The 25,616-nt window shown below is 69.4% G+C and carries 24 protein-coding genes; 14 read left to right on the forward strand and 10 right to left on the reverse strand.

Going from position 1 to position 25,616, the window contains the following annotated elements; genetic code table 11:
- The first annotated feature begins 154 nt into the window (after positions 1-154).
- Both OQ968_RS22545 and OQ968_RS22550 read left to right on the forward strand, forming a co-directional pair.
- Entirely contained in the window at positions 155-1,276 is a 1,122-nt protein-coding gene (locus OQ968_RS22545; RefSeq protein ID WP_324681619.1) for a glycoside hydrolase family 76 protein, read from the forward strand.
- Positions 1,273-3,219 (forward strand): acetoacetate--CoA ligase, encoded by a 1,947-nt coding sequence (locus OQ968_RS22550; RefSeq protein WP_324681621.1) that lies wholly within the window; start codon positions 1,273-1,275, stop codon positions 3,217-3,219. The genes OQ968_RS22545 and OQ968_RS22550 overlap by 4 nt, the downstream gene beginning before the upstream one ends.
- Here the strand turns inward: OQ968_RS22550 and OQ968_RS22555 are convergent.
- Positions 3,181-3,891, reverse strand: coding sequence for a DedA family protein (locus OQ968_RS22555; RefSeq protein ID WP_324681623.1), 711 nt, complete (start codon positions 3,889-3,891; stop codon positions 3,181-3,183). The genes OQ968_RS22550 and OQ968_RS22555 overlap by 39 nt on opposite strands.
- Before the next feature lie 93 nt (positions 3,892-3,984).
- Here OQ968_RS22555 and fbaA point away from each other — a divergent pair, with 93 nt between their 5' ends.
- Positions 3,985-5,028: a class II fructose-bisphosphate aldolase gene (gene fbaA / locus OQ968_RS22560; RefSeq protein ID WP_324681625.1), complete on the forward strand. Its 1,044-nt coding sequence runs from the start codon at positions 3,985-3,987 to the stop codon at positions 5,026-5,028.
- A 75-nt stretch (positions 5,029-5,103) separates the two neighbouring features.
- Here fbaA and OQ968_RS22565 read toward each other — a convergent pair whose 3' ends face one another.
- A complete protein-coding gene (locus OQ968_RS22565; RefSeq protein WP_324681627.1) occupies positions 5,104-5,970 on the reverse strand; it encodes a hypothetical protein in 867 nt (288 codons plus the stop codon).
- Between the two features lie 18 nt (positions 5,971-5,988).
- Between OQ968_RS22565 and OQ968_RS22570 the strand changes: the two genes are divergently transcribed.
- Positions 5,989-6,402, forward strand: coding sequence for a DUF3151 domain-containing protein (locus OQ968_RS22570; RefSeq protein ID WP_324681629.1), 414 nt, complete (start codon positions 5,989-5,991; stop codon positions 6,400-6,402).
- Here OQ968_RS22570 and OQ968_RS22575 read toward each other — a convergent pair.
- The 6 genes from OQ968_RS22575 to OQ968_RS22600 all read right to left on the reverse strand — a co-directional run bounded on the left by OQ968_RS22575 (position 6,399) and on the right by OQ968_RS22600 (position 11,153).
- Positions 6,399-7,298, reverse strand: a complete 900-nt coding sequence (locus tag OQ968_RS22575) for a cation diffusion facilitator family transporter (protein ID WP_324681631.1) — start codon at positions 7,296-7,298, stop codon at positions 6,399-6,401. The two genes, OQ968_RS22570 and OQ968_RS22575, sit on opposite strands and share 4 nt — an antisense overlap.
- Before the next feature lie 41 nt (positions 7,299-7,339).
- Positions 7,340-8,113 (reverse strand): site-2 protease family protein, encoded by a 774-nt coding sequence (locus tag OQ968_RS22580; protein ID WP_324681633.1) that lies wholly within the window; start codon positions 8,111-8,113, stop codon positions 7,340-7,342.
- 9 nt (positions 8,114-8,122) lie between these two features.
- A complete protein-coding gene (locus tag OQ968_RS22585; RefSeq protein ID WP_324681636.1) occupies positions 8,123-8,512 on the reverse strand; it encodes a DoxX family protein in 390 nt (129 codons plus the stop codon).
- A gap of 42 nt (positions 8,513-8,554) precedes the next feature.
- A complete protein-coding gene (locus tag OQ968_RS22590) occupies positions 8,555-9,181 on the reverse strand; it encodes a peptidase M50 (protein ID WP_324681638.1) in 627 nt (208 codons plus the stop codon).
- A gap of 9 nt (positions 9,182-9,190) precedes the next feature.
- Positions 9,191-10,141 (reverse strand): DMT family transporter, encoded by a 951-nt coding sequence (locus OQ968_RS22595; RefSeq protein ID WP_324681640.1) that lies wholly within the window; start codon positions 10,139-10,141, stop codon positions 9,191-9,193.
- Positions 10,142-10,271: 130 nt separating this feature from the next.
- Complete coding sequence (locus OQ968_RS22600) at positions 10,272-11,153, reverse strand: oxidoreductase (protein WP_324681642.1); 882 nt, start codon at positions 11,151-11,153, stop codon at positions 10,272-10,274.
- A gap of 170 nt (positions 11,154-11,323) precedes the next feature.
- Between OQ968_RS22600 and OQ968_RS22605 the strand changes: the two genes are divergently transcribed.
- Positions 11,324-12,310, forward strand: coding sequence for a diacylglycerol/lipid kinase family protein (locus OQ968_RS22605; RefSeq protein ID WP_324681776.1), 987 nt, complete (start codon positions 11,324-11,326; stop codon positions 12,308-12,310).
- Positions 12,311-12,334: 24 nt separating this feature from the next.
- Here the strand turns inward: OQ968_RS22605 and OQ968_RS22610 are convergent, their stop codons facing one another.
- Positions 12,335-12,640, reverse strand: coding sequence for a hypothetical protein (locus tag OQ968_RS22610; RefSeq protein ID WP_324681644.1), 306 nt, complete (start codon positions 12,638-12,640; stop codon positions 12,335-12,337).
- Positions 12,641-13,049: 409 nt separating this feature from the next.
- On the opposite strand from OQ968_RS22610, the gene OQ968_RS22615 reads away from it, so the two are divergent.
- From OQ968_RS22615 to OQ968_RS22655, 9 genes are all read left to right on the forward strand, one after another.
- Positions 13,050-16,307, forward strand: coding sequence for a thioester reductase domain-containing protein (locus OQ968_RS22615; protein WP_324681646.1), 3,258 nt, complete (start codon positions 13,050-13,052; stop codon positions 16,305-16,307).
- A 30-nt stretch (positions 16,308-16,337) separates the two neighbouring features.
- Positions 16,338-17,246: a metal-dependent hydrolase gene (locus OQ968_RS22620; RefSeq protein ID WP_324681647.1), complete on the forward strand. Its 909-nt coding sequence runs from the start codon at positions 16,338-16,340 to the stop codon at positions 17,244-17,246.
- 15 nt (positions 17,247-17,261) lie between these two features.
- Positions 17,262-18,167: an alpha/beta fold hydrolase gene (locus OQ968_RS22625; RefSeq protein WP_324681649.1), complete on the forward strand. Its 906-nt coding sequence runs from the start codon at positions 17,262-17,264 to the stop codon at positions 18,165-18,167.
- Positions 18,164-19,246: a PDR/VanB family oxidoreductase gene (locus OQ968_RS22630; protein WP_324681651.1), complete on the forward strand. Its 1,083-nt coding sequence runs from the start codon at positions 18,164-18,166 to the stop codon at positions 19,244-19,246. Before OQ968_RS22625 ends, OQ968_RS22630 begins: the two co-directional genes overlap by 4 nt.
- Before the next feature lie 195 nt (positions 19,247-19,441).
- On the forward strand, positions 19,442-20,740 hold the full coding sequence (locus OQ968_RS22635) for an adenylosuccinate synthase (RefSeq protein ID WP_324681653.1): 1,299 nt from the start codon (positions 19,442-19,444) through the stop codon (positions 20,738-20,740).
- Positions 20,737-21,393 (forward strand): PaaI family thioesterase, encoded by a 657-nt coding sequence (locus OQ968_RS22640; RefSeq protein ID WP_324681654.1) that lies wholly within the window; start codon positions 20,737-20,739, stop codon positions 21,391-21,393. Before OQ968_RS22635 ends, OQ968_RS22640 begins: the two co-directional genes overlap by 4 nt.
- Positions 21,394-21,428: 35 nt before the next feature.
- Positions 21,429-22,592 (forward strand): formate-dependent phosphoribosylglycinamide formyltransferase, encoded by a 1,164-nt coding sequence (gene purT, locus OQ968_RS22645; RefSeq protein ID WP_324681656.1) that lies wholly within the window; start codon positions 21,429-21,431, stop codon positions 22,590-22,592.
- On the forward strand, positions 22,589-23,005 hold the full coding sequence (locus OQ968_RS22650; protein WP_324681658.1) for a rhodanese-like domain-containing protein: 417 nt from the start codon (positions 22,589-22,591) through the stop codon (positions 23,003-23,005). Before purT ends, OQ968_RS22650 begins: the two co-directional genes overlap by 4 nt.
- Positions 23,002-24,222 carry an O-succinylhomoserine sulfhydrylase gene (locus tag OQ968_RS22655; protein ID WP_324681660.1) on the forward strand — a complete coding sequence of 407 codons (1,221 nt, stop codon included), beginning with the start codon at positions 23,002-23,004 and terminating at the stop codon, positions 24,220-24,222. Before OQ968_RS22650 ends, OQ968_RS22655 begins: the two co-directional genes overlap by 4 nt.
- Here the strand turns inward: OQ968_RS22655 and OQ968_RS22660 are convergent.
- Entirely contained in the window at positions 24,219-25,601 is a 1,383-nt protein-coding gene (locus tag OQ968_RS22660; protein WP_324681662.1) for an NAD(P)/FAD-dependent oxidoreductase, read from the reverse strand. The two genes, OQ968_RS22655 and OQ968_RS22660, sit on opposite strands and share 4 nt — an antisense overlap.
- Positions 25,602-25,616: the final 15 nt, after the last annotated feature.

Genomic DNA, 25,616 nt, shown 5'->3' on the forward strand with positions numbered 1-25,616 from the left:
CAGATCTCAACGCCGGACGGGTCACAACAACACTCCTCAATCAGATGTGTTGCATCCATCCCTTGAAGCCGAGGGCGATTTCTTCGCCGTGGCGTCACGCTCGAAGCCGTAGGCGCACACTCGATGAACCCGCGGCTGAGGCAGGATCTACCCCATGGATCAGCTATGGGCGAACCGGGCGGCCAGCTCCGAGGCGGCGATCTCGCAGCGACACCTGAAACGGCTGTGGGCGCTGCCGGGAACCCAGCTGGGAGTGGTGGCGTGGCCGTCGACGCGGCGCGACCGGTTGTTCGGCACGTGGCACTACTGGTGGCAGGCGCACCTGCTGGACTGCCTGGTCGACGCGCAGCTGCGCGACCCGCAGCCGCAACGGCGGACCAAGGTCAACCGTCAGGTGCGCTCGCACCGGCTGCGCAACAACCTCTCGTGGGTCAACAGCTATTACGACGACATGGCGTGGCTGGCGCTGGCGCTGCAACGGGCGGCCACGGTGGCCGGCGTCGAACGCAGGCGCGCGCTGCCCAAGCTCGCCGACCAGTTCGTCAAGGCGTGGGTGCCCGAGGACGGCGGCGGCATCCCGTGGCGCAAGCAAGACCAGTTCTTCAACGCGCCGGCCAACGGGCCGGCGGGCCTCTTCCTGGCCCGGTATCCGGGCGGGCTGGAACGGGCCGAGCAGATGGGCGACTGGATCGACCGCACGCTGGTCGACCCGGAGACGCACCTGGTGTTCGACGGCATCAAGGGCGGGTCGCTGGTGCGCGCGCAGTACACCTATTGCCAGGGCGTGGTGCTCGGGCTGGAAACCGAGCTGGCGGCGCGCGCGCAGGACAGGGCCCGGCACGCCGCGCGGGTGCACCGCCTGGTCGCGGCCGTCGACGAGCACATGGCGACGTCGGGCGTGCTGCGGGGCGCCGGCGGCGGGGACGGCGGGCTGTTCGCCGGCATCACCGCCCGCTACCTCGCGCTGGTGGCCACCGCGTTGCCCGGCGACTCCGCCGACGACGCAAAGGCCCGCGACACCGCCCGCACACTGGTGCTCACGTCCGCGAAATCGGCCTGGGATTATCGGCAAACGGTGGACGGGCTGCCGGTGTTCGGGCCGTTCTGGGACCGCGACGCGCAGCTGCCCACCGCGGAGGGCGAAGCGGCGCAATTCGTCGAGGGCGCGGTCACCGAGTCCGAGGTCGCCGAGCGCGACCTGTCGGTGCAGCTGTCGGGCTGGATGCTGATGGAGGCCGCCTGCGCCGCCGCCGCGCAAGCGGGAAACGAGGCATGAGCGAACCCGGCGGCTGGATCCCCGACGACGCGACGCTGGCCGCAGCCAACCTCACCCGGTTCCTGGCCTGGCTGGACGCGACCGGACGCGGGCGGTTCGCCGACTACCACCAACTCTGGCGCCAGTCCGTCGCCGACATCGAATGGTTCTGGGACGCCGTCTGGAACTTCTTCGACGTGCGGGCCGACAGCCCGCCCCGCTCGGTGCTGGGCAACCGTTCGATGCCGGGCGCCGAGTGGTTCGCCGGCGCCACGCTGAACTACGCCGCCGAGGTCTTCCGGCACGCCACCGACGACCGCCCGGCCCTGATCGTCGCCGGCGAGGACGGCTCGAGCGAGTGGTCGTGGGCCCGGCTGCGGCGGGAGACCGCGGCGTTCGCGGCCTATCTGCGCAACCTCGGCATCAAGCCCGGGGACACCGTCGTCGGCTACCTGCCCAACGTCGCCGAGGCCGTCGTCGCCGCCCTGGCCGCCGCGAGCGTGGGCGCGATCTGGGCGGTGTGCAACCAGGACCTGGCCGTCGACGGCGTGCTCGCGCGCCTGGGCCAGCTGCGGCCGAAAGTCCTGGTGGCCAGCGACGGTTCGCTGTACGGCGGCAAGCGTGTCGATCGCCGCGACGAGCTGGCCGCGATCCGGCGGGCGATGCCCATGCTGCGGGCCACCGTGGTGGTGCCGCGGCTCGGGCTCAAGACCCAAGGCGGCGACGCGGTGCCGTGGGCCGCGGCCGTCGACGCCGATGCCGCCCTCGAGACCACCCCGGTGCCCTTCGCGCACCCGATGTGGGTGCTGTTCTCGTCGGGAACCACCGGCAGGCCGAAGGGCATCGTGCACGGTCACGGCGGCGTGCTGCTGGAGCACCTGAAGTATCTGGGCCTGCAGCTGGACCTGCACCCCGGCGACCGCTTCCTGTGGTACTCGTCGACGAGCTGGGCGATGTGGAACATCCAGCTGTCCGGTCTGCTGGTCGACGCCACCATCGTGCTGTACGACGGCAGCCCGACCCACCCGGGCACCGACGGCCTGTGGCGGGTCGCCGCCGGGGCCGGTGTGACGGTGCTCGGCACCGGGGCCGGCTACCTGCTGGCCTGCGCCAAGGAAAAGCTGAAGCCCGGCGCGTCGTATCCGCTGGAGGGGCTGCGCGCCGTCGGCTCCACGGGTTCACCGCTGCCGGCGTCCGGCTTCCGCTGGGTGCACGAGGGGCTCGGCCGGGCGGTCCCGGTCATCTCGATGAGCGGTGGCACCGACGTGTGCACGGCCTTCCTCGGCGGTTGCCCGATCCTGCCGGTGGTCGCCGGTGAGCTGTCCTGCATCTGCCTGGGTGCGGCCATCGAATCCTGGTGGGGCCCAAACAATCCCGTCATCGGCGCGGAGGGTGAGCTGGTGCTGACACAGCCGATGCCGTCGATGCCGGTGTGCTTCTGGAACGACGACGACGGCAGCCTCTACCGCGCCGCCTACTTCGACAAGTACCCCGGCGTGTGGTGTCACGGCGACCTGATCACCATCACCGACCGGGGATCGGTTGTGGTACATGGCCGTTCGGATGCCACCCTGAACCGGCTGGGCGTGCGGATGGGCAGCGCCGAGATCTACGCCGCGGTGGACGGGCTGCCCGAGGTGCGCGACTGCCTGGTCGTCGGCGTCGAGCTCGACGACGGCGGCTACTGGATGCCGCTGTTCGTCGACCTGACCGACGGCGCCGAACTCGACGAGGGGCTGACGTCGCGGATCGTCGCCGAAATCCGCCGGCACGCCTCGCCGCGGCACGTGCCCGACGACATCCTCGCGGTTCCGGGCATACCGCGGACGCTGACCGGCAAGCGGCTGGAGATCCCGATCAAGCGGATCCTGCTGGGGACGGCGCCCGGCGAGGCCGTGCAGCGGAGTTCGGTCGACAGGCCGGAACTACTGGACGCTTTCGTTGCGTACCGCAGGGTGCCCTGAATCCGGTTCGGGCTCTTGGTCGTTCGCCGCGCGGCGGCGTCCCCGGTAGCCCCGCCAGGCCGCGAGGAACGCCGGCATCAGCGACACGAACAGGATCGCCAGGATGATCTTCTCCAGGTTCTGGTGCACGAACGGCACATTGCCCAAAAAGTAGCCCGCGAGCGTCGCGCCGCCGCCCCACGCGATACCGCCGACGATGTCGAACCCGAGGAACACCGGGTAGCGCATGTAGGACACCCCGGCGACCACCGGGACGAACGTCCGCACGAACGGCGCGAACCTCGCCAGGATGACCGCCCACGGCCCGTATTTCTCGAAGAACGCGTGGGACTCGGTCACGTAGTGCTTCTTGAAGAACCGGGAGTCTTCCTTCTTGAACAGCGCGGGGCCGATCCGCCGCCCGATGAAGTATCCGGTTTGGTCGCCCAGCACCGCGACCAGCGCGACGGCGGGGGCCAGCACCCAGATGCTGGCCGGCGGGTTGGGGTGCGCGGCCAGCAGGCCGCCGGTGAACAACAGCGATTCGCCGGGCAGCAGCGGAAACAGCAACCCGGTCTCGATGAAGACGATGACCAGGATCCCGGGCAGCACCGCGGACCCGAAGACGCCGTCGGCACCCAGCCAGTACATCGGGTCGAGGATGTTCGGCAGGGCCGTCACCGCGGTGTGCATGATGCATCAACATACCGGCGCTGCGTTTCGGGACGGCAAAGGCGCAGCCCGGACGGGGTATCGAAACCGGTCGCGGTGTTGCCATACTGACGCATGCCCATCGCAACGCCCGAGGTCTACGCCGAGATGCTGGGACGCGCCAAGGAGCACTCCTACGCCTTCCCGGCCATCAACTGCACGTCCTCGGAGACCGTCAACGCCGCCATCAAGGGATTCGCCGACGCTGGCAGCGACGGCATCATCCAGTTCTCCACCGGCGGCGCGGAGTTCGCCTCCGGGCTCGGGGTCAAGGACATGGTCACCGGCGCGGTGGCGCTGGCCGAGTTCACCCGCGTCATCGCGGCCAAGTACCCGATCAACGTCGCGCTGCACACCGACCACTGCCCGAAGGACAAGCTGGACACGTACGTGCGGCCGCTGCTGGAGATCTCGGCGAAACGGGTGGCCGCCGGCGAGGACCCGCTCTTTCAGTCGCACATGTGGGACGGCTCCGCGGTCCCCATCGACGAGAACCTCGAAATCGCGCGGGGCCTGCTCAAGGAGGCCGCGGCCGCCAGGATCGTCCTGGAGATCGAGATCGGCGTGGTCGGCGGCGAGGAGGACGGCGTCGCCAACGAGATCAACGACAAGCTGTACACCACGCCCGAGGACTTCGAGAAGACCATCGACGCGCTGGGCCACGGCGAGCACGGCCGCTACCTGCTGGCCGCGACATTCGGCAACGTGCACGGCGTGTACAAGCCGGGCAACGTCAAGCTGCGCCCCGACATCCTCGCCCAGGGCCAGAAGGTGGCCGCGGCCAAGCTCGGGTTGCGCGACTCCGATGCTTTGCGGGCCAAGCCGTTCGACTTCGTCTTCCACGGCGGATCGGGCTCGGAGAAGTCGGAGATCGAGGAGGCGCTGCGCTACGGCGTGGTCAAGATGAACGTCGACACCGACACCCAATACGCGTTTACCCGCCCGATCGCCGCCCACATGTTCACCAACTACGACGGCGTCCTCAAGGTCGACGGCGAGGTGGGCAACAAGAAGGCCTACGACCCGCGCAGCTACCTCAAGAAGGCCGAGGCCGCGATGACGGAGCGGGTGATCGAGGCCTGCAACGACCTGCACTGCGCCGGAAGGTCGGTCGGCTAAGACTGCCGAGCAGACGCAAAAGCCCCTAATTTCGGTGCGAAATAGGGGCTTTTGCGTCTGCTCGGCAAGTAAAAGTTAGCCGCTGGGCGACTGGCAGATCTTCCACTGATCGTCGCGGTATTGCAGGTCCAGGCTGCGCGTCGAGCGGACCTGCGGGTCGTAGGCCATGAACGTGGTGACGTTCGCCTCGGCGTGCTGGCCGTTGACCACGACCTGGTCGATGCTGGCGATCACCGGGTATTGCTTGGCGGCGGAAACGCGCTGGTAGGTCTCGGCCCAGGAGTGTTCGTCGTAGTCCACATAGCCGTCGCGGGTGGTGCCGCAGGTGATGCTGCGCAGCGCCGTCAGGTCGCCCCGTTGCACCGCGACGTCGAATTGCTGGATGGTGTGGCGCACCTGGTCTTCCTGCGAGACCTTCATGTGCTTGCCGCGGGTCAGCAGCACGGTGCCCAGGATCGCGATCGCCGCCAACGCCAGCACGATGACGACCAGCGCCAGCACCCAACCCCAGTTGAATTGCCTTGAGATCCGGCTTTTTTCCCCGTCGCGGGGCGGAATCGACTGTGGCACCGCCGATTTCGGTGGCATGCCGGCCGGCGGTGGCGGCGGGCCGGGGGGCGCCTGGGGCGTGGCGAAGGCCTCGGTGGCGGGCTCCGGCGTGGTGGCGATGACCGCCGTCTCTTTGGCGTCGAATCCCGGTGCGGTGAAACGACGTTCGCGCTGCTGCCCCTCCGGGTTCGGCTCGGGGTCGCCGGCCGGCTCGGGTTTGTTGATCACCACGGTCTCGGTCTCGGCGTCATCGGGCACCAGCGGGTAGCCCTCGGTTTCGTCTTCGCCGGGCTCCGCGGCCCGCTCGGCACCCGGATCGTTCCGGGATTCGTGTGGATCGGACCCAGGCCGGTTCGGCGTCCCGCCGCGGTCGGGCTCGGGTGCGTTGGGCATGACGGCAGAATAGACGACATGACGCCGATGGGTGATCTCCTGGGACCCGATCCGATTCTGTTACCCGGTGACAGCGACGCCGAGGCCGAGCTGCTTGCCGGCGAGAACCCGGGCATCGTCGCCGCGGCGCATCCGTCGGCGTCGGTGGCCTGGGCGGCGCTCGCCGAGGAGGCGCTGGCCGACGACAAGGCCATCACCGCCTACGCGTATGCGCGCACCGGCTATCACCGCGGCCTGGACCAGCTGCGCCGCAACGGCTGGAAGGGTTTCGGCCCGGTGCCGTATGCGCACGGGCCCAACCGTGGCTTCCTGCGGTGCGTGGCGGCGCTGGCGCGGGCCGCCGACGCGATCGGCGAGACCGACGAGTACGCGCGCTGCCTGGACCTGCTCGACGATTGCGACCCCGCGGCCCGGCCAGAGCTCGGGCTCTAGCAGCCGTCCGGGCAGTCGCCGTCGCCGCCCGGGCCGTCGATCTGGACGGTGGCGTGGTGCAACCCGCGCGCCGACAACACCGCCCGCGCGTCCTGCAGCACCCGGGCGGAGTCGGCGCCGCTGGTCAGGTGTGCGGTGCACATGTCCTTGCCGGGCGACAGCGTCCACACGTGCAGGTCGTGCACCTCGGTCACGCCGTCGACGGCGCGCAGCGCCGAACGCAGCTCCTCGACGTCGATGTGGGTCGGCGACGACTCGGACAGGATGCGCAGCGCGTCGCGGGCCAGGGCGATGGCCCGGGGCAGCACCCACAGCGCGACCAGCACGGCGACCACCACGTCGGCGTACGGCCAGCGCGTGGTGACGGTGACCACGCCGGCGATCAGCACGCCCAGGCTGCCGACGGTGTCGGCGACGACCTCCATGTAGGCGCCCTTGACCGCCAGGCTGTCCGAGGAGTGTGACCGCAACAGCACCGCCACCACGAGGTTGGCGGCCAGCCCGGCCAGCGCCACCACGATCATCGGCACCCCGGGCACCGACGGCGCGTCCCTGAGCCGCCGGATGGCCTCCCAGAGGATGAACAGCGCGACGCCGATCAGCAGGCCGGCGTTGGCGACGGCGGTGAACACCTCGGCGCGATGCCACCCGTAGGTGCGGGCGGGCGACGAACTGCCGCGCCGCGCCAGCACGACGGCGGCCAGCCCCATGAACACGGCCACCACGTCGGTGAGCATGTGCCCGGCATCGGCAAGCAACGCGATCGAGTTGATCAGCAGCGACGTGGCCAGTTCCACGACGAAGAACGCCGCCAGGATCGCCGCGGCCGCGACCATGCGGGGGATCAGCCGCGACGCCTGGCCCCCGGCGGGGGTGTGGTTGTGGCCGGCGCCCATAGGAATGCAATATATGCGTGACTATGCATATATTGCAAGCGTCAGAACCAGCGGCTCCAGAACCGGGTCAGCTGGTTCCCGGCGGACACCAGCCAGTGCGGCACCCCGGAGAAATCGAACAACCAGAGCACCACGCCGAAGAACCACGGGCTGGCCGCCAACAGCAGGAACAGCAGGACGAAAAATCCCCACTGCTTGGCCGGCGCCAGGGCGCGCTGGGTCTCCGGACTCAGATGCGGTTCCAGGGCGTCGTAGCCGTCCAGGCCCGGAACGGGCAGCAGGTTCAGCAGCACCGCGGTGAGCTGGAGGAATCCCAGGAACGCGACCCCCGCCCACAACACGGCGTGGGCCGGGTCGTAGAGCAGCCGGGTCAGCGCCAGCAGCAGCACCGCCAGGGCGAGGTTGGCCGCCGGTCCCGCCAGGCTGACGAGGGTGCGGCGGGTCGGCGTCATGAACCAGGTCCGCACGTACACCGCGGCGCCCGGCAGCCCGATGCCGCCGAGCGCGACCAGGATGATCGGCAGCAGCAGCGACAGCGCGGGATGGCTGTAGCGCCGCGGGTCCAGGGTCAGGTAGCCGCGCACGGCGGCGTCGTGGTCGCCGAACCGCCAGGCGGTGAACGCGTGGCCGAACTCGTGCAGGCACAGCGACACCAGCCAGCCGGCGATCACGAAGATGAAGACCCCGACGTAGGACAGCGGCCGCACGCTGGAGCCGGCCAGCCACGCCAGCACGCCGCCCGCCGCCGTCAGTCCGAGCAGGGCCAAGAAGATCGGGCTGGGCCGCACCGATTCGCGCACCCGTGGGAAGTTCACCGATCGAAACTACCGGACCGGCCTCTCGACGCGCCGCGATTGCGGGCGCAGCGCCCAGGAGGCGACGGCCAGGCCCGCGAACACCAGGGGACCCACCAGCGTGGTGGCGCCGTCGCCGACCCAGATGTGCGACGCGATCGCCCCGGCGTAGACGAACATCAGACCCGCATATGCCCACTCCTTGACCAGGGCCAGGCGCGGCGCCAGCAGCGCGACGCCGGCCGAGACGTAGCAGACACCGAGGATGGTCATGAAGTACGGCGGATAACCGAGATGCGTCATCACGCGGTTGAACGGCTGCAGCCGGAACGCGCCCAGCACCCCGCCCACGAAGCACTCGGCGGTGAGCAGTGCTGTCGTCGTCCAGTAGGCAGCGGCGCGGATTCGTGCGGGTGTCATACAACATCGACACCGCGCCGCCGCGAAACGTGACCAGACGTCTCAGCGGACCAGCAGCCAGCCCTCGACGTGGCGGTAGAACGTCGAGCGGCGCGCGGGGCGGGGGCCCGCGACGCCGTCGCGCACCACGACGACGCCGGTGCTGCCCAGCTGGACCGCGCGGCCGCTGATCCACCTGGGCCACAACCTGTTTCGCGCCGACGCCCGCAGGCCGGGCATGGCCAGCGTCGGCTCGACGCGCACGCCGGCGACGTCGCCGTCGAACAGCGGGGTGTCGTCGACCACCGCCTCGCCGTGAAGCAGCTTCCCGTCGCCGGGCGGCCGCCAGCCGGCCCGGCCCGCGATCACCGACCCGGTCTCGTCGCGGATCAGCGGCACCCGCCGGGCCGTGCCGCGCGGTGCGCGCCTGGCCGCGCGCCGGCCGGCGGGGAGGCGATAGGCCCGGGTCGCCGGGGTGCGCCGGCGCGGCGCGTAGGCCACCTCGACGTCGAGCCGTCCCGCGCGCAGCAGCCCGGTCAGCACCGCGGCCAGGTCGGCGTCGCCGCCGACCACCACCAGCCGCCGGTAGGCGCCGATCGCGGCGTCGACGTCGCCCGCGTGAACCGGCAGGCCGGTCAGCCGTCTCGGCACGCGTCGATCGCCGAACAACAGCACCCCCACGGTTTCCATGCCGAGTGTTCAGCCCGATCGCCGATCCCGAGCGACCTCGGCGCCCAAGCCTTGCGACGGCGCCTTCCGGTGGGTGGATTTCAGGTCTCGGCCCGCGCCGGCCGCCATGGTGGCGGCCTCACCGCGAGCCAGGCCCACCGTCGCGACGATCACCATCACCACCGCGACCGCCAGCACAAACCACTGCGTGCCCTCGGTGCGCACGGTCTCCTCGAGCACCACGACGCCGAGCACACCGCCGACCACGGGCTTCGCGGCGATGATCGTCGGCAGCGAGGCGGTCAGCGCGCCGGCCCGATACGCCGATTGGTGATAGATCATTCCGGCCACTCCGCAGAACACCCACAGATAAAGCTCCGGCGCCTGCCACAACTGCCCGGCGTGGTGCTCGACGATGTCGATGACGCCCTTCATCAGCACCGCGAACGCCGCCAACAACGAACCCGCGACCGCCGCCAGCAAGACGGCCGCGACCGGACGTTCCCTCCAGACCCGGGCCCCGATCAAACACAACACCAGCGGCGGCCCCATCACGAGGGCGACGACAAGCCAGGTGCTGCCGGTTGCCCGCTCCTGGCCTCCCACCGGCTGCCCGAGGGCGATGGTTATCGCCAGCGCCACGGCCAGCAATACCGCCCACATCCATTCCCGGCGTGTCACCGGGTGACGGGCGAACCGCGAGTAGATCGGCAGGGCAAACAGCAACGCCGTCACCTGCAGCGACATGACCAACAACACCGAGCCGTCGTCGAGGGCGAGGGCAAGCAGGCAGTAACTGGAGATGTCGCCCACGCCGCCCAGCCACCAGCGTTTGTCGCGCAGCAACATGCCGAACAGCGCTAGGTGGCCGACGGGTTTGTCGGTGACCTCCTGCGCGGCCCGCTGACGAACGACGTTGCCGATCGCCGATGCCAATGCGGCGCACAGCGCATAGAACACTGCAAGATCCGCTTTCGACATCGGGTGCCCTCCTCGCCGGCATCCGGCTCCGTCTCTTCTGCCGCTTGCCCTGAGAGCCCGCGCCGAAACGCGCGTCCGGTCACTACCTCACCAATTTAGCCGCGGCCGGGGGAGCAGCTCACGGGGTGGCTCAGAGCGGAAACTTGGTATCCGTGAGTTGTTCGGACAGCTCCCAGAGCGCGGTGGCGGTGGTTGCGCGCTTGGCCGGCCAGCTGCGCCAGGTCGGCTGGGTCGGGCCGTACAGGCCGAATCGCGGGCCGACGAACGTGTCGCCCGGTAGATCCTGCGATGCCGCGTACAGGGTTTGCCGGGCACCGAATTCGGCATCGGTGGACACCACACGGTCGGCGGCCAGCACCACCGCGTCGGTCAACCTGCGGCCGGAGCGTCCCTGCAGGTTGGTGTGCGACCAGCCGGGGTGGGCGGCCAGCGCCCGCAGCGACGACCCGACGGCATCCAGGCGCCGCTGCAGCTCGCTGGTGAAAAGCAGGTTGGCCAGCTTCGATTGGCCGTAGGCCAGCCACCTCGAGTACGGCCGGGATTGCCAGTTCAGGTCGTTGATGCTGATGTGGCCGATGTTGTGCAGCAGCGAGGACACGGTCACCACGCGGTCGGTCAGCTTGGGTAGCAGCAGGTTGGTCAACGCGAAGTGCCCGAGGTGGTTGGTGCCGATGTGGCGCTCGAAGCCGTCGGCGGTGAGCGCATGGTCGACGGCCATGATGCCGGCGTTGTTGATCAGGACGTCGGCGTCGGCGATCCCGTCGGCGAAGCGGCGCACCGAGGACAGGTCCTGCAGGTCCAGGTGACGCACTTCGGCTTGGCCGGTTGTCACGCCGGCCATGCGCTGGGCGGCGGCCGCACCCTTCGCGGTGTCGCGCACGGCGAGGATGACGCGGGCGCCGACCCGGGCCAACTCACGGGCGGTCACCTCACCCAGACCGCTGTTGGCGCCGGTGACGACGACGGTGCGTCCGGCTAACGAGGGCAGCTCCGCGGCGGTCCAACCAGGCATGCAGCCACCCTAATAACGGCTACCGGACACGGTTGGCCGACGGCCACTGACCTGCTACCGACCCGCCAACCGCGAGGCCGCAGGTATCGTGCGGAAAAGCCCCCCCGAAAGGAGCATTCAGTTGCGATCCGATGCGCCCGTCGAGCCAGACCCGCATCGGTGACGTTCGGATGTATTTGGGGGTCATCGTCAATCCGGTCGCACGCAAGAACCGCGCCGCCCGGGGTGACCGCGGCGCCGAGCTGCGCCGCATCGTCGGCCCGTGGGGCGAGGTGCACGAAACCAGCTCGGTCGAAGACCTCCGCGGGATCATGGAACGGCTCCTCCCGCGGGTCAGCCACCTGGTCAGCGACGGCGGCGACGGCTCGCTGAACTGGTTGATCAACGAAACCGAGCGAGCCATCGGCGATCCGGAAAGCTGGCCGGCGTTCGTGCCCGGCAACGGTGGCAGCGTGAACGCCGTCGCGCGCAAGGCGCGAGTGCGGGGGCGGCCCAAGGCGATCGTGCGCGCGCTGGCGGCCGCCGCCGAGACGGACCGGCCTCCGCCCGAGGTGCTGCTGGACACGCTGGCGCTCGACGGCGAGACCGCCGACGGCGCGAAGTTCCATCGGCTCTGCTTCGGGCTGGCCGCCGGCGGCGTCGGCAACCGCTTCTACGACAAGTACTACGACAGCCACACCCACGGCCGGGCCGACGTCGTTCGCGTGATGGCTCGCTCGTTCGGCGACTACGTCGCCAACAAGGTCGTGCGTTCCAGCAGGCCCAACTATGCGACCAGTTTGTTCGCCCCGACGCGGGCCCGGGTGGTGATCGACGGCGAGGAGGTCCCGACGCGGACGCACAGGCTTGTGCACGCCGGCGCGATCGACCTGCACATCGGTGCGGGGTTCCGGCTGTTTCCCAAGGCGGAGAAACCCGGCGCGCTGCACTTCCAGGCCGGAAACATGAGGCCCTCCAAGATCATTGCGAACCTTCCCACGGCGCTTCGCAGCGGGAGGTTGCGCGGTGACGAGGTACGCGACGTCAACGGTCAAGAGATGATCATCGAGGCCGACGACGAGCCGCTGTCGCCGATCATCGACGGCGAGCGCTTCGTGGGAATCGTCAGGCTGGTGGCTCGTGCCGGGCCGCGCGTCCGCGTCGCCCAGGTGGGGTGATCGTGACGGCCGTCGGCGTCGGGATCACCGTCGGGCCTGGAGCGAACGAATGATTTCAACGGACAGTCTCGGGTCGCTCAGCAGTTGATCGATGAGCGCGGTGAGGACCTCCTGTCCGGTGACGCGGGCGACCCCGAGGCGGTCGGCGGCTTCGCGCTGCCAGGTGTCGAGAGCTCGGTGCTGGCCGGCTGACAGGTCGACCGTCCGCCGTATGCGCGCACCGCGCGTTCGTCCGATCGCAAAGGAGTCGGTCGGCGCGGCGGCCAGCGACGGTGTGACCGGCGCCATGGCAGCGTGTGATCGGCCGGCGTCGGGGCGGTTAGGGCTCATGTCCAGCCTCCTCGCGCGAGCAGCACGTCAGTATGTCAGTAGATCAGTTTCAGTATATGCGCGTGGCGCACCGGCAGGGGTGGCAATGCGTCGAATTTGCTAATAAAGCGCCGAAGCGGAAATTCCCATTTTGTCGACAGAGGTGTGCAGAAAAACGTAGCGCGTAGGTCAGTATCTCCGTATTTATGGAGATCAGGAGAAGAACTGCCAGCTAGCTGGGTCATGAAATACTGATCACAGTATTTCTTGATCGGGCGTGGCGACTGGATTATCGCGAAAATGTGCTGCCTGTATTTAGCCTGTGAAACCGATCCGAACCTTTGCCTGGTATCAATTGAAAGCGTTAAATTGGCCTTATATCGATTCGTGGGCAGTGACTTTCAGTCGAGAGTGATGGGAAGGGCCTACCGTGGAAACGCTGCTTGATTACCTGCGGCTGGGGGAAGCGCGGATACCGAACCAGACCCTGTACCGGTTCGTCGACGTCGACGGCAGGGAGCTGGAGCACTACACGTACCAGAGTTTCGCCGAACGGACGCGCGAGCTGGCCGCCTACCTGTCCGCCGAGGCCAGGCTGAGGTCCGGAGATCGGGCGCTGCTGGTCTACCCGCCGGGCCTGGAGATGGTGGCGGCGTTCTTCGCGTGCGCACGGATCGGCGTGATCGCCGTCCCGGTCAGCCCTCCCGCGCCCATGACGTTCGAGGCCGGTCTGGCCAAGCTCAACTACGTCGCGCGGGACAGCCAGGCCAAGGTGGTGCTGTCCACCAAGCAGTTCGAGTACGACTTTTGCCAAATGCTCGGCCACCGACGGGGCGCGCTGCCCTGGCCGGATGCCCAGCAGCTCGCGCGACTGCCCTGGTTCGGGACGGACGGCGCGCAGGACTTCGGCGGCGCCCATGTGCCGGACACGCCCGCCCCGGTGCTCTTCCTGCAGTACACGTCCGGCTCCACCAGCGATCCCAAGGGCGTGATCGTGAGCCACGCCAACGTCATCGCCAACGCCTCGGCCTTCACCGGCAGCGAGGTGTGTGTCAGCTGGCTGCCCCAGTACCACGACATGGGCCTGATCTCCCCGTACCTGTTCGTGTTGGTCGTCGGCGGGACCACCCATGCGATGTCACCGCTGGACTTCCTGAATCGGCCGTCGGCCTGGCTCCGGCTGATCGGCCAGGTGCGTGCCACGCACACGCCGGCGCCGAACTTCGCCCTCGAGTACTGCCTGCGCGAGGACAAGCTGCCCGCGTCCGAGCTGGCCGGGACCGACCTGAGCAGCCTGGTGAGCATGGTCATCGGCGCGGAGCCGTTGCGGCCCAACACGTTTGCCCGATTCCGGGAGCGCTTCGCCCCCTACGGCCTGCGGCCCGGCGCGCTGACCGGTGCCTACGGCATGGCGGAAAACACCCTGATCGTGTCCATGCGGGGGCGCCAGACCCTGACCCTCAACAAGCGCGCGCTGGAGAACAACCTCGCGCGGGTCGAAAAGGCCCTGCCCGAGAACGGCAACCAGGCGGCGGTGGTCAGCTGCGGCAAGCCCGTCGCCGGGAACACGGTCCGGATCGTCGATCCGCAATCGAGGCATGCCCTGGGCGACGGCCGGGTCGGCGAGATCTGGGTGGACGGGCCCTCCAAGGGGGGCGGCTACTGGCACCGCCCCGAGCTCACCGCGGAAACCTTCGCGGCCCGCATCGCCGGCGACGACGAGCGCAGCTATCTGCGGACCGGCGATCTCGGATTCCTTTACGAGGGTGAACTTTTCGTCTGCGGCCGCAAGAAGGACCTGATCATCGTCCGCGGCGTCAACTGCTATCCCTCGGACATCGAGGCCGTCACGGAGCGGTCGTCCGCAGAAGTTCGCGACGGCTGTGTCGCGGCCTTCTCGGTCGAACGCGAGGAGCACGAATCGCTGGTCGTGGTCGCCGAGGCGCGCGACGAGCGCGCACTCCCGGACGGCAAGGCCCTCGCGCGAGCGATCCGACGGCACGCCCACATCGATCCGCACGCCATCGTGTTCGTGCCGCCGCGCAGCATCCCCAAGACCACCTCGGGGAAGATCCGGCGCGCGGAAACCCGCCAGCTTTGGCTGGACGACAAGCTGCCCGTGCTGGCGACCTGGATAAACCGGACGGCCCACCACACCCACGACCGGCAGGACGCCAGCACGGGCCCCCTCGAACGGTTCCGCCATCTCATCGAGAGCTACGACCTCACCGGGCAGGAGGACTGCTCCTTCGCCGACCTCGGCATCGACTCGGTGGCCCTGGCCGAGCTGCGCGGCGAGCTGCGGGCCCTGCTCGACGAGCACGGCGCCGGCGAGCTGGCCGAGGAGGTCAACACCCGCCTGCTGCAGCGCCTGACGATCGCCGAGTTCTTCCGGCTCATGCAACAGTTCGGCGAGGGCTCCGACCGACCGCTCGCCGCCCTGCGGCGGGCGCTGGACGAGATTTCCGCCGAGTACGAGGCACACGAGGCCGCACAGATGCGCGCCGACGCGCGGTTGCCCCTTCCGGAGCTGCCGCCGGCACGAGAGGGTGCGCGTGGCGACATCCTGGTCACCGGCGTCACCGGGTTCCTGGGACCGTTCCTGATGAGCAGCCTGCTCGGGCACACGTCCTACACCCTGCACGCGCTGATCCGCGCGACGGATGCCGAACACGGTCTGGACCGGATCGTCGCCGCGCTGCGGCGTGCTCGGCTATGGTCGCCGAGCCTTGAGAGCGAGGTCCGGTCGCGGGTGCGGGTGATCTGCGGCGACCTGGCCGAGCCTCGCCTCGGAGTCAGTGCGGCGGAGTTCCAGCGGCTGGCCGAAAGCGTGGACGCCATCGTCCACAACGGCGCCCTGGTCAACTACGTCAGAACCTATGACGCGCTGCGGCCCGCGAATGTGCTTGGCACGCATGAGCTTTTGCGGCTTGCCATGACCGCGCACCGCAAGACCTTCCACCTGGTCTCCAGCACGTTCATCTACGGGTGGAGCGTCAAGCCGGTGGTCGGGGAGTCCGACGTGAACGCGGAGATGAACGCCCTGGACTTCGGCTACTCGCAGACCAAGTGGGTCGGCGAGCAGCTGGCGCTCGCCGCGCGGCGGCGAGGACTGGACGTGCGCATCTACCGGCCCTCGCTGATCTCGCCCACCCGCGCCGGTTTCGGGACCCAGGACGACATCCTGGTGCGCACCATGGCGTTCATGATCGAGCACGGCATCGCTGCCGACGCGCTCAACCAGCTCAGCCTGCTGCCCGCGGACCTGATCGCGGATCACATTGTCGCGCTGATGGATCTGCCGAAAGATGACATCGCCGGCTGTGTTTTCAACATGACCGCCGACGATTACTACAACCTGCCGGACATCACCCGGATCTTGTCGGAACGGTACGGCTACCGCTTCACCTACCACGACATCCCGTCCTTCGTGCAGGAGATGAACCGCCGGTGCACGCCGGGCGACCCGATCTATCCGCTGGTCGACTTCCTCACCCGCTCGGCGGACAAGATCGCGGCCATGCGAGACAAGCGCTACGACAACGCCCAGTACCGGCACGCGCGCGCACGGGCTGAGGTGCGCCTGAACGAGCCGGCCCTCACCGAGACCGTCGACAACCTCGTCCGGTTCCTGCGAAGCGAGGGCATGATCACGGAGAATCGGTCCGAGACGCCACAGATTGCCTAGCGACACAAGGGGTTTGACAGGAGTTTGACGATGTTCACAGTCGATGACCAGGCGGCGGGCCCGCACGACGCCTCGCTCGATCACGAACGACTCGTCCTTCAGGCGCGGGATGTCGAGTTCGACTGGGCCAAGCTGCCGTTCTACTACGTGCCGGGCGAGCCCTTCGCCACCCACTTCTGCAACGTCCTGCACCTGTTGCTGCCGGCGGGCGAGGAGTTCATCGTCGACGCGTTCAAGAACGCGTTGCCGCTGATCAAGGACGATCAGCTGCGGCTGGACGTGCAGGGGTTCATCAGCCAGGAGGCCATGCACTCCCAGGCGCACGGGGGAGTGCTCGCGCACTTCGCGGCCAACGGCATCGACGTCGCACCGTTCACCAACCAGATGGCCTGGCTGTTCGGCAAGCTCATCGGCGACCGGCCCCGGTGGAGCCGGCGGCGACGGCAGAGTTGGCTGCTCGAACGGGTGTCGATGGTGGCGGCCCTCGAGCACTACACCGCGATTCTGGGTGAATGGATCCTCGACACCCCACAGCTCGACGCCCTGGGCGTCGACCCGGTGATGCTGGACCTGATTCGCTGGCACGGCGCCGAGGAGGTGGAGCACAAGGCGGTCGCCTTCGACACCATGAAGCATCTGCGCGCCGGGTACTGGCGGCAGGTGCGCACCCAGCTGCTGGTGACGCCGGCGTTGCTGTGGTTGTTCGTGCGCGGCGTGCGGTTCATGTACTCGGTCGACCCCCACCTCCCGCCGGGGACCAAGCCGCGCTGGCGCGACTACTTCGATGCGGCGCGCCGCGGTCTGGTGCCCGGGCCGACGCAATTCCTGGGTGTCATCGGCGCCTACTACAAGCCGAGCTTCCATCCGTCCCAACTGGGTGGCGTCGGGCGCGCGGTCGAGTACCTGGCGAAATCGCCCGCCGCCCGCGCCTCGCACTGATTTTCGGAGGACTGGATGAGCACCACCGTGATCGCGTCGGACGGCGTGGCGTTGGCGGTCCACGCCTACGGCGAGATCGACAGGCGGCGCCCGACCGTCCTCGCCATCCACGGCTACCCCGACAACCACCACGTCTGGGACGGGCCCGCCGAGATGCTGGCCGACCGGTACAACGTCGTCGCCTACGACGTGCGTGGGGCCGGCGAATCGTCAACGCCCGCCGACCGATCCGGATATCGGCTCGGCCAGCTGGTCGCCGACGTCGGCGCGGTGATCGACAGCCTCGGGGTGGACGAGGTGCACCTGCTGGGCCACGACTGGGGCTCCATCCAGGGTTGGGCGGCGGTCACCGACGAGTCGGTGATGGGAAGGATCGCCTCGTACACGTCGATTTCGGGGCCGCACCTGAACTATGCGGGCAGGTTCCTGCGGTCGGCTCGCACGCCGCGCGCGCTGGTCGACGTCGCCAGGCAATTCCTGGCGTCCGGATACATCTGGTTCTTCCTGTGCCCGGGTGCACCGGAGCTGGCGATCCGATCCGGGGCGACGGCGAAAGTCTTTGCGGTGGTTGAACGTATCGGCCGCTCGGGCGCCACCAGCCCGCGCCGGGCCGCGTCGCTCCGATCGATCGACGACTACCTCAACGGGCTCAACCTGTACCGGGCCAACATGCCCGGCGCGATCCTGGCGCCCGGGCCGCAGCTACCCCAGACGACGGTGCCCGTGCAGGTGCTGGTGGCGCGTCGGGATCATTTCGTGACGCCCGCCCTGCAGCGGTTCACCGGCTCGATCCCGGCCGGCAGCAGGATCCTGCCGATCGAGGGCGGGCACTGGGTAGTGGCCTCGCATCCCGACGTCATCGCCCGGCTCACCAGCCGGTGGGTCAACCTGGTCACCGAACGACTGGCCCCGGTGGGATGACTGTGTCGCAGGACATTTGGAGCACCCGACCACCCGACCTGTACGGTCGCCGCCGTCGCGATCGCTTCACCACCGCGCTGTGGGGACTGGGTGCCCTGTTCGGCGGCCTGGCGTCGGCTTCGCGCTGGAACCCGTCGCGCGTGACGCCGGTGCGGCGGATCAACACCGCGGTGATCACCAAACGTGAACTGCTCGCCCCCGATGTCGTCGGTTTGACGCTGGCCGACCCCGACGGCGGATTGCTGCCATCCTGGACGCCCGGCGCGCACATCGATGTTCGGCTGCCGTCGGGCCGCCGCCGGCAGTACTCGCTGTGCGGCGCGCCCGGGCGGCGCACCGACTACCGCATCGCTGTACGCCGAATCGCCGACGGCGCAGGCGGTTCCGTCGAGATGTACGACGCCTTCGAGGTGGGCGACACGTGCGAGTTCGAAGGCCCCCGCAACGCTTTCTATCTCGTCACGGACGAGCGCGAGGTGTTGTTCGTGGTCGGCGGCATCGGGATAACGCCGATCCTGCCCATGATTCGGGCGGCTCATGAGCGCGGAATCGACTGGCGGGCAGTGTATGCCGGGCGCAGCCGGGAGTACATGCCGCTGCTGGACGAGGTATTGGCGGTGGACGCCGACCGGGTCACCGTATGGGCCGACGACGAGCGTGGCCGCTTCGCCACCGCGGACGAGCTGCTTGCCGACGCCGGCCCGGCGACCGCCGTCTACGTGTGCGGCCCCATCGGCATGCTCGAGTCGGTGCGCGCGGCGCGTGCCAAACACGCCGACGCGCCGCTGCACTACGAGCGGTTCAGCCCGCCGCCGGTGGTCAACGGTGTGCCGTTCGAGCTGGAACTCGCGCGCTCGAAGCGGGTGCTGCGCGTGCCGGCGAACCGATCGGCGCTGGCCGTCATGCTCGACCGGGACCCGACGACCGCGTACTCGTGCCAGCAGGGGTTCTGCGGGACCTGCAAGGTCAAGGTGCTGGCCGGCGACGTCGATCGCCGCGGACGCACCGCGGAGGGCGACGACGAAATGCTGGTCTGCGTCTCGCGGGCGCACGGTGATCGCGTGGTGATCGACGCCTGATCCCGGCCAACCTTTAGGATCATCCCGTGACCAGACACTTCAGCGGGTCCGGGGGAGACCGGCTCTTGCGGTGCGGTGGCAAACCCGAACCCGCTGCACGGCAACCGCGCGAACGCGGGCCGCGAATTGAAAACCGTTGTGGCACAGGACCACAACGTGCAGCCGTGAGCAGGCGGGATTAGGCGGGAGCAAGCCATGCCGGCAATCGTCCTCATCGGCGCCCAATGGGGCGACGAGGGCAAAGGTAAGGCCACCGACCTGCTCGGCGGGCGCGTGCAGTGGGTGGTGCGCTATCAGGGTGGCAACAACGCCGGGCACACGGTGGTCCTGCCGACCGGCGAGAATTTCGCGCTGCACCTGATCCCGTCCGGGGTGCTGACGCCGGGCGTCACCAACGTGATCGGCAACGGCGTCGTCGTCGATCCCGGCGTGCTGCTCGACGAGTTGGAGAGCCTCGAGGACCGCGGCGTCGACACCACGAAGCTGTTGATCTCCGCCGACGCGCACCTGCTGATGCCCTACCACGTCGCAATCGACAAGGTCACCGAGCGCTACATGGGCAACAAGAAGATCGGCACCACGGGCCGCGGCATCGGGCCGTGCTATCAGGACAAGATCGCCCGCATGGGGATCCGGGTGGCCGACGTGCTCGACCCCGACCAGCTGACCCACAAGGTCGAGGCCGCGCTGGAGCTCAAGAACCAGATCCTGGTCAAGATCTACAACCGCAAGGCGCTGGACCCGCACCAGGTCGTCGAGGCCCTGCTGCAGCAGGCGGAGGGATTCCGTCACCGCATTCGCGACACCCGGCTGCTGCTGAACACCGCGCTGGAGGCCGGCGAGACGGTGTTGCTGGAGGGCTCGCAGGGCACGCTGCTCGACGTCGACCACGGCACGTATCCCTATGTGACGTCGTCGAATCCGACGGCGGGCGGCGCGGCCGTCGGGTCCGGGATCGGCCCGACCCGGATCACCACCGTGCTGGGCATCCTCAAGGCCTACACCACCCGCGTCGGCTCCGGCCCGTTCCCCACCGAGCTGTTCGACGAGAGCGGCGAGTACCTGTCCAAGACCGGCGGCGAATTCGGCGTCACCACCGGGCGGCGCCGGCGCTGCGGCTGGTTCGACGCCGTCATCGCCCGGTATGCCACCCGGGTCAACGGCATCACCGACTACTTCCTGACCAAGCTCGACGTGCTGTCCAGCCTGGAAACGGTCCCGGTGTGCGTCGGCTACCAGGTCGGCGGGGAGCGCATCCACGACATGCCGATGACCCAGAGCGACCTGCACCGGGCCGAACCGATCTACGAGGAGCTGCCCGGCTGGTGGGAGGACATCTCGGATGCGCGGGAGTTCGACGACCTGCCCGCCAAGGCGCGTGACTACGTGTTGCGGCTGGAAGAGCTTGCCGGAGCGCACGTTTCGTGCATCGGTGTCGGCCCCGGACGCGATCAGACCATCGTGCGCCGCGACGTCCTGGCGGCCCGCCCGTGACCGAGCAATCGGAACAAGCCGAACCGAACCCGATCGAGCTCGATCCCGAATACGAACACCACGGCGGCTTCCCGGAATACGGCCCGGCCAGCCCCGGCCCGGGCTTCGGCCGGTTCGTGGCGGCCATGCGCCGGCTGCAGGACCTCGCGGTGTCATCCGATCCCGACGACGGCGTCTGGGACGACGCGGCCGATCGCGCGGCGGCGCTGGTGGAGCTGCTAGGCCCGTTCGAGGCCGACGAGGGCAAGGCGCCGGCCGGCCGGACGCCCGACCTGCCCGGCATGGGCAGCCTGCTGCTGCCGCCGTGGACGTTGACGCGGTACGCCCCCGACGGCGTGGAGATGGCCGGCCATTTCACCAGGTTTCACGTCGGCGGCAACCACGCGGTGCACGGCGGCGTGCTGCCGCTACTGTTCGACCACATGTTCGGGATGGTCTCGCACGCCGCGGGACGGCCGATCAGCCGGACGGCCTTCCTGCACGTCGACTACCGCAAGATCACCCCGATCGACACGCCGCTGGCGGTGCGCGGCCGGGTCACCCGCACCGAGGGGCGCAAGGCGTTCGTGTCCGCCGAGTTGGTCGACGGTGACGACGTCGTGCTGGCCGAGGGCAATGGCCTGATGGTGCGGCTGCTGCCGGGCCAGCCCTGAGCAGCAGTTTTGTGCCGCGGACCTATCCTTGTGCGGTGACTGACGGCACGACCGAAGGACCTGCCGGCGCCGCGCGCGCCGCCGGCGACGGCAGGCCCCGCGTGCTGCTGCTGGGTGCCGGCGAACTCAACCGGGAGCTGGCGATCGCCCTGCGGCGGCTGGGCGCCGAGGTGACCACGACGAGCACCGCCGACGAGCTTCCGGCGGCGATCGGGCGGTCGCGACCGGACTTCGTGGTGTCCGCCGCCGACACGGCCTTCCTCGACGCGCTCGACGCGCTTCCCGACGGCGAGCGCCCCGAGCTGGTGCCCAGCGCCCGCGCCGCGCGGCTCACCGCCGACCGCGAGGGCCTGCGCCGGCTGGCCGCCGACCAGCTGGGCCTGCCCACCGCGCCGTTCTGGTTCGCCGGATCGGTCGGCGAGCTCGAGGCCGTGGCCGCGCACGCCGGGTACCCGCTGCTGGTCAAGCCGGTGACGGGGGCGTCCGCGCCGGGCCGCTCGGTGATCCGGCACCCCGACGACATCGCGCCCGCCTGGCAGCGCGCGGCGGGGGCGCAGCCAAGGCCGCGGGTGCTGGCCGAAACGGTGGTCGACATCGAGTTCGACATCACCCTGTACGCGGTGCGCAGCGACGGCCCGCGCGGGCCGGTGATCGAGTTCTGCTCACCCATCGGCCATCGCCGCGCCGAGGCCGGTGAGCTGGAATCCTGGCAACCGCAGCAGCTGACCGACGCCGCGCTGGACGCGTCCCGATCGATCGCCGCGCGCATCGTCAAGGCGCTCGGCGGGCGCGGGGTCTTCGGCGTCAACCTGATGATCAACGGCGACGAGGTGTACTTCGCCGACGTGTCCGCGGGCCCGCGGCCGAGCGCCTGGGTGACCCTGCGCAGCCAGCGGCTTTCGGTGTTCGACCTGCAGGCGCGCGCCGTCCTCGGCCTGCCGGTGGACACCATCATGGTTTCGCCGGGCGCCGCCCGGGCGATACCGCCGGGGCGCACCGCGTTTCCCGCCGCCGGCGCGCTGGGCGGCGCGCTTGCCGTCCCGGAAACCGACCTGCTGGTGTTCGGCCCCGGCTCGGGGCCGTCGGACACCACGCGGCCGCTGGGTGTGGCGCTGGCCACGGCGCCGGACGTGGCGGTCGCGCGCGACCGCGCCCGACAGGTGGCGACCGCGGTGAATATGCGAGACTCACGCGGATGAGCTACGCGGGAGATATCACGCCGCTGCAGGCCTGGAAGATGCTCAGCGACAACCCCCGGGCGGTGCTGGTCGACGTCCGCACCGACGCCGAGTGGCGGTTCGTCGGTGTGCCCGACCTGTCCAGCCTCGGCCGCGACGTGGTGTACATCGAGTGGAATACGACCGACGGGACGCCCAACGAGAACTTCGCCGCCGAACTGCGGGACCGGGTGCCGCCGTCCGACGAGGAGCGCCCGGTGGTCTTCCTGTGCCGCTCGGGCAACCGCTCCATCGGGGCCGCCGAGGTCGCGACCGAGGTCGGCATCACCCCGGCCTACAACGTGCTGGACGGCTTCGAAGGCCACCTCAACGCGCAGGGCCATCGCGGCGAAACGGGTTGGCGGGCAATAGGATTGCCCTGGAAGCAGCTATGACCGACCCTCGTTCGGTCCGCACCCCCAAGGCGCTGCCCGACGGCGTCGGCCCGGCCACCACCGGCGTGCGCGGCGGAATCCTGCGGTCCGGGTTCGACGAGACCGCCGAGGCCATGTACCTGACGTCCGGCTACGTCTACGAGTCGGCCGCCGTCGCGGAGAAGTCGTTCACCGGCGACCTGGACCACTTCGTGTACTCCCGATACGGCAACCCCACCGTGACGATGTTCGAGGAGCGGTTGCGCCTCATCGAGGGGGCCCCGGCGGCGTTCGCCACCGCGAGCGGCATGGCCGCGGTGTTCACCTCGCTGGGCGCGCTGCTGGCCGCCGGTGACCGGCTGGTCGCGTCCCGCAGCCTGTTCGGGTCGTGTTTCGTGGTGTGCAACGAGATCCTGCCGCGCTGGGGCGTGGAGACGGTGTTCGTCGACGGCGACGACCCGGCGCAGTGGGAGCGGGCGCTCTCGGTGCCGACCCAGGCGGTGTTCTTCGAGACGCCGTCGAACCCGATGCAGTCGCTGGTCGACATCGCCGCGGTGACCGAGCTGGCGCACGCCGCGGGGGCAAAGGTGGTGCTGGACAACGTGTTTGCCACGCCGCTGCTGCAGCAGGGCATCCCGCTCGGGGTCGACGTGGTGGTGTACTCCGGCACCAAGCACATCGACGGCCAGGGCCGGGTGCTCGGTGGCGCCATCCTCGGCGACAAGGAGTACATCGACGGCCCGGTGCAGAAGCTGATGCGGCACACCGGCCCGGCCATGAGCGCCTTCAACGCCTGGGTATTGCTGAAAGGCCTTGAGACGCTGGCGATCCGCGTCGAGCACAGCAACTCGTCGGCGCAGCGGATCGCGGAGTTCCTGGAGTCGCATCCCGCGGTGAGCTGGGTGCGCTACCCCTACCTGGCGTCACATCCCCAGTACGACCTGGCCAAACGCCAGATGTCCGGCGGCGGCACAGTTGTCACGTTCGCGCTCGACTGCGCCGAAAGCGCCGCCAAGCAGCGGGCCTTCGAGGTGCTGGACAAGCTGCGGCTGATCGACATCTCCAACAATCTAGGCGACGCCAAATCGCTTGTCACCCATCCGGCGACGACGACGCACCGGGCGATGGGCCCCGAGGGTCGCGCGGCGATCGGGCTGGGCGACAACGTCGTTCGCATCTCCGTCGGGCTGGAGGGCACCGACGACCTGATCGCGGACATCGATCAGGCGCTGCGCTAGCCCGCGGCCTTCCGCTCGGCCACCTCGGCGTTTTCGGCCGCCGCCAGCGTTCCCTCCTCGGCCTGCTGCTCCACCCAGTTCGCCAGCGGCCGTGCGTAAATCATCTGGCTGGTGATCGCCATCTGGCCGCGCGTGCGACCCAAAAACGAGATGCCCCAGGCGAACATGGCGGCGAGGCGGTTGCGGAAGCCGACCAGGTACAACAGGTGCAGCAGCAGCCAGGCCAGCCAGGCGAAGAAGCCGGCGAACTCCACCCTGCCGATCTTCGCGACGGCGCTGTACCGGGAGATGAGCGCCATGCTGCCCTTGTCGAAGTACTTGAACGGCTTGCGGTTGGCCGGATCGTCGTGGCCCTTGACCGCGTGCTTGATCAGCGCGGCGGCGTAGTGCGCCCCCTGGATCGCGCCCTGGGCCATCCCAGGGACGCCGGGGACGGACATCAGGTCACCGACGACGAAGACGTACGGGTGGCCCTTGACGCTGAGGTCGGGCTCGACGATCACCCTTCCCGTGCGGTCGGTTTCGGTTCCGTCGGACTGGTCGGCGATCATCTTGCCGAGCGGGCTGGCCGCAACACCGGCCGCCCACACCTTGCAGGCGCATTCGATGCGCCGCTCGCCACCGTCTTTGTCCTTGACCGTGATGCCCATGTAGTCGACGGCGGTCACCATCGCGTTGAGCTGGATCTCGACGTCCATCTTCGTCAGCCGCCGTTGCGCCTTGAGGCCCAGCTTCTCACCCATCGGCGGCAGCACCGCGGGTGCCGCGTCGAGCAGGATCACCCGGCAGTCGCTGGGCGTGATGGTCCGGAATGCCCCGGCCAGGGTGCGCTCGGCCAGTTGGACGATCTCGCCGGCCAGCTCGACGCCCGTCGGCCCGGCGCCGACCACGACGAAGGTGAGCCGGCGTTGCCGCTCGGCCGGATCGGTGGCGACCTCGGCGGCCTCGAAGGCGCCCAGGATGCGCCCGCGCAGCTCGAGCGCGTCGTCGATGGACTTCATGCCCGGCGCGAAGGCGGCGTACTCGTCGTGGCCGAAGTAGGACTGCTGGGCTCCGGCGGCCACGATGAGGCTGTCGAACGGGGTCACCGTCTGCATGCCCATCAGGTGCGACGTGACCGTCTTCGCCTTCAGGTCGATCGCGCTCACCTCGCCCCACAGCACCCGGACGTTCTTCTGGTTGCGCAGGACCAGCCTGGTCGTCGGCGCGACGTCGCCCTCGGACAGGATCCCGGTCGCCACCTGGTACAGCAGCGGCTGGAACAGGTGAGTGGTCGTCTTCGAGATCAGGGTGATGTCGACATCGGCCCGCCGGAGCGACTTCGCCGCGTTCAGGCCCCCGAATCCGCTCCCGATGATGACGACGCGATGGCGCGACATGCTCATCACCCTATG

Origin of the sequence: Mycobacterium sp. 663a-19 (assembly GCF_035616495.1) — a bacterium.
Lineage (GTDB): Bacteria > Actinomycetota > Actinomycetes > Mycobacteriales > Mycobacteriaceae > Mycobacterium.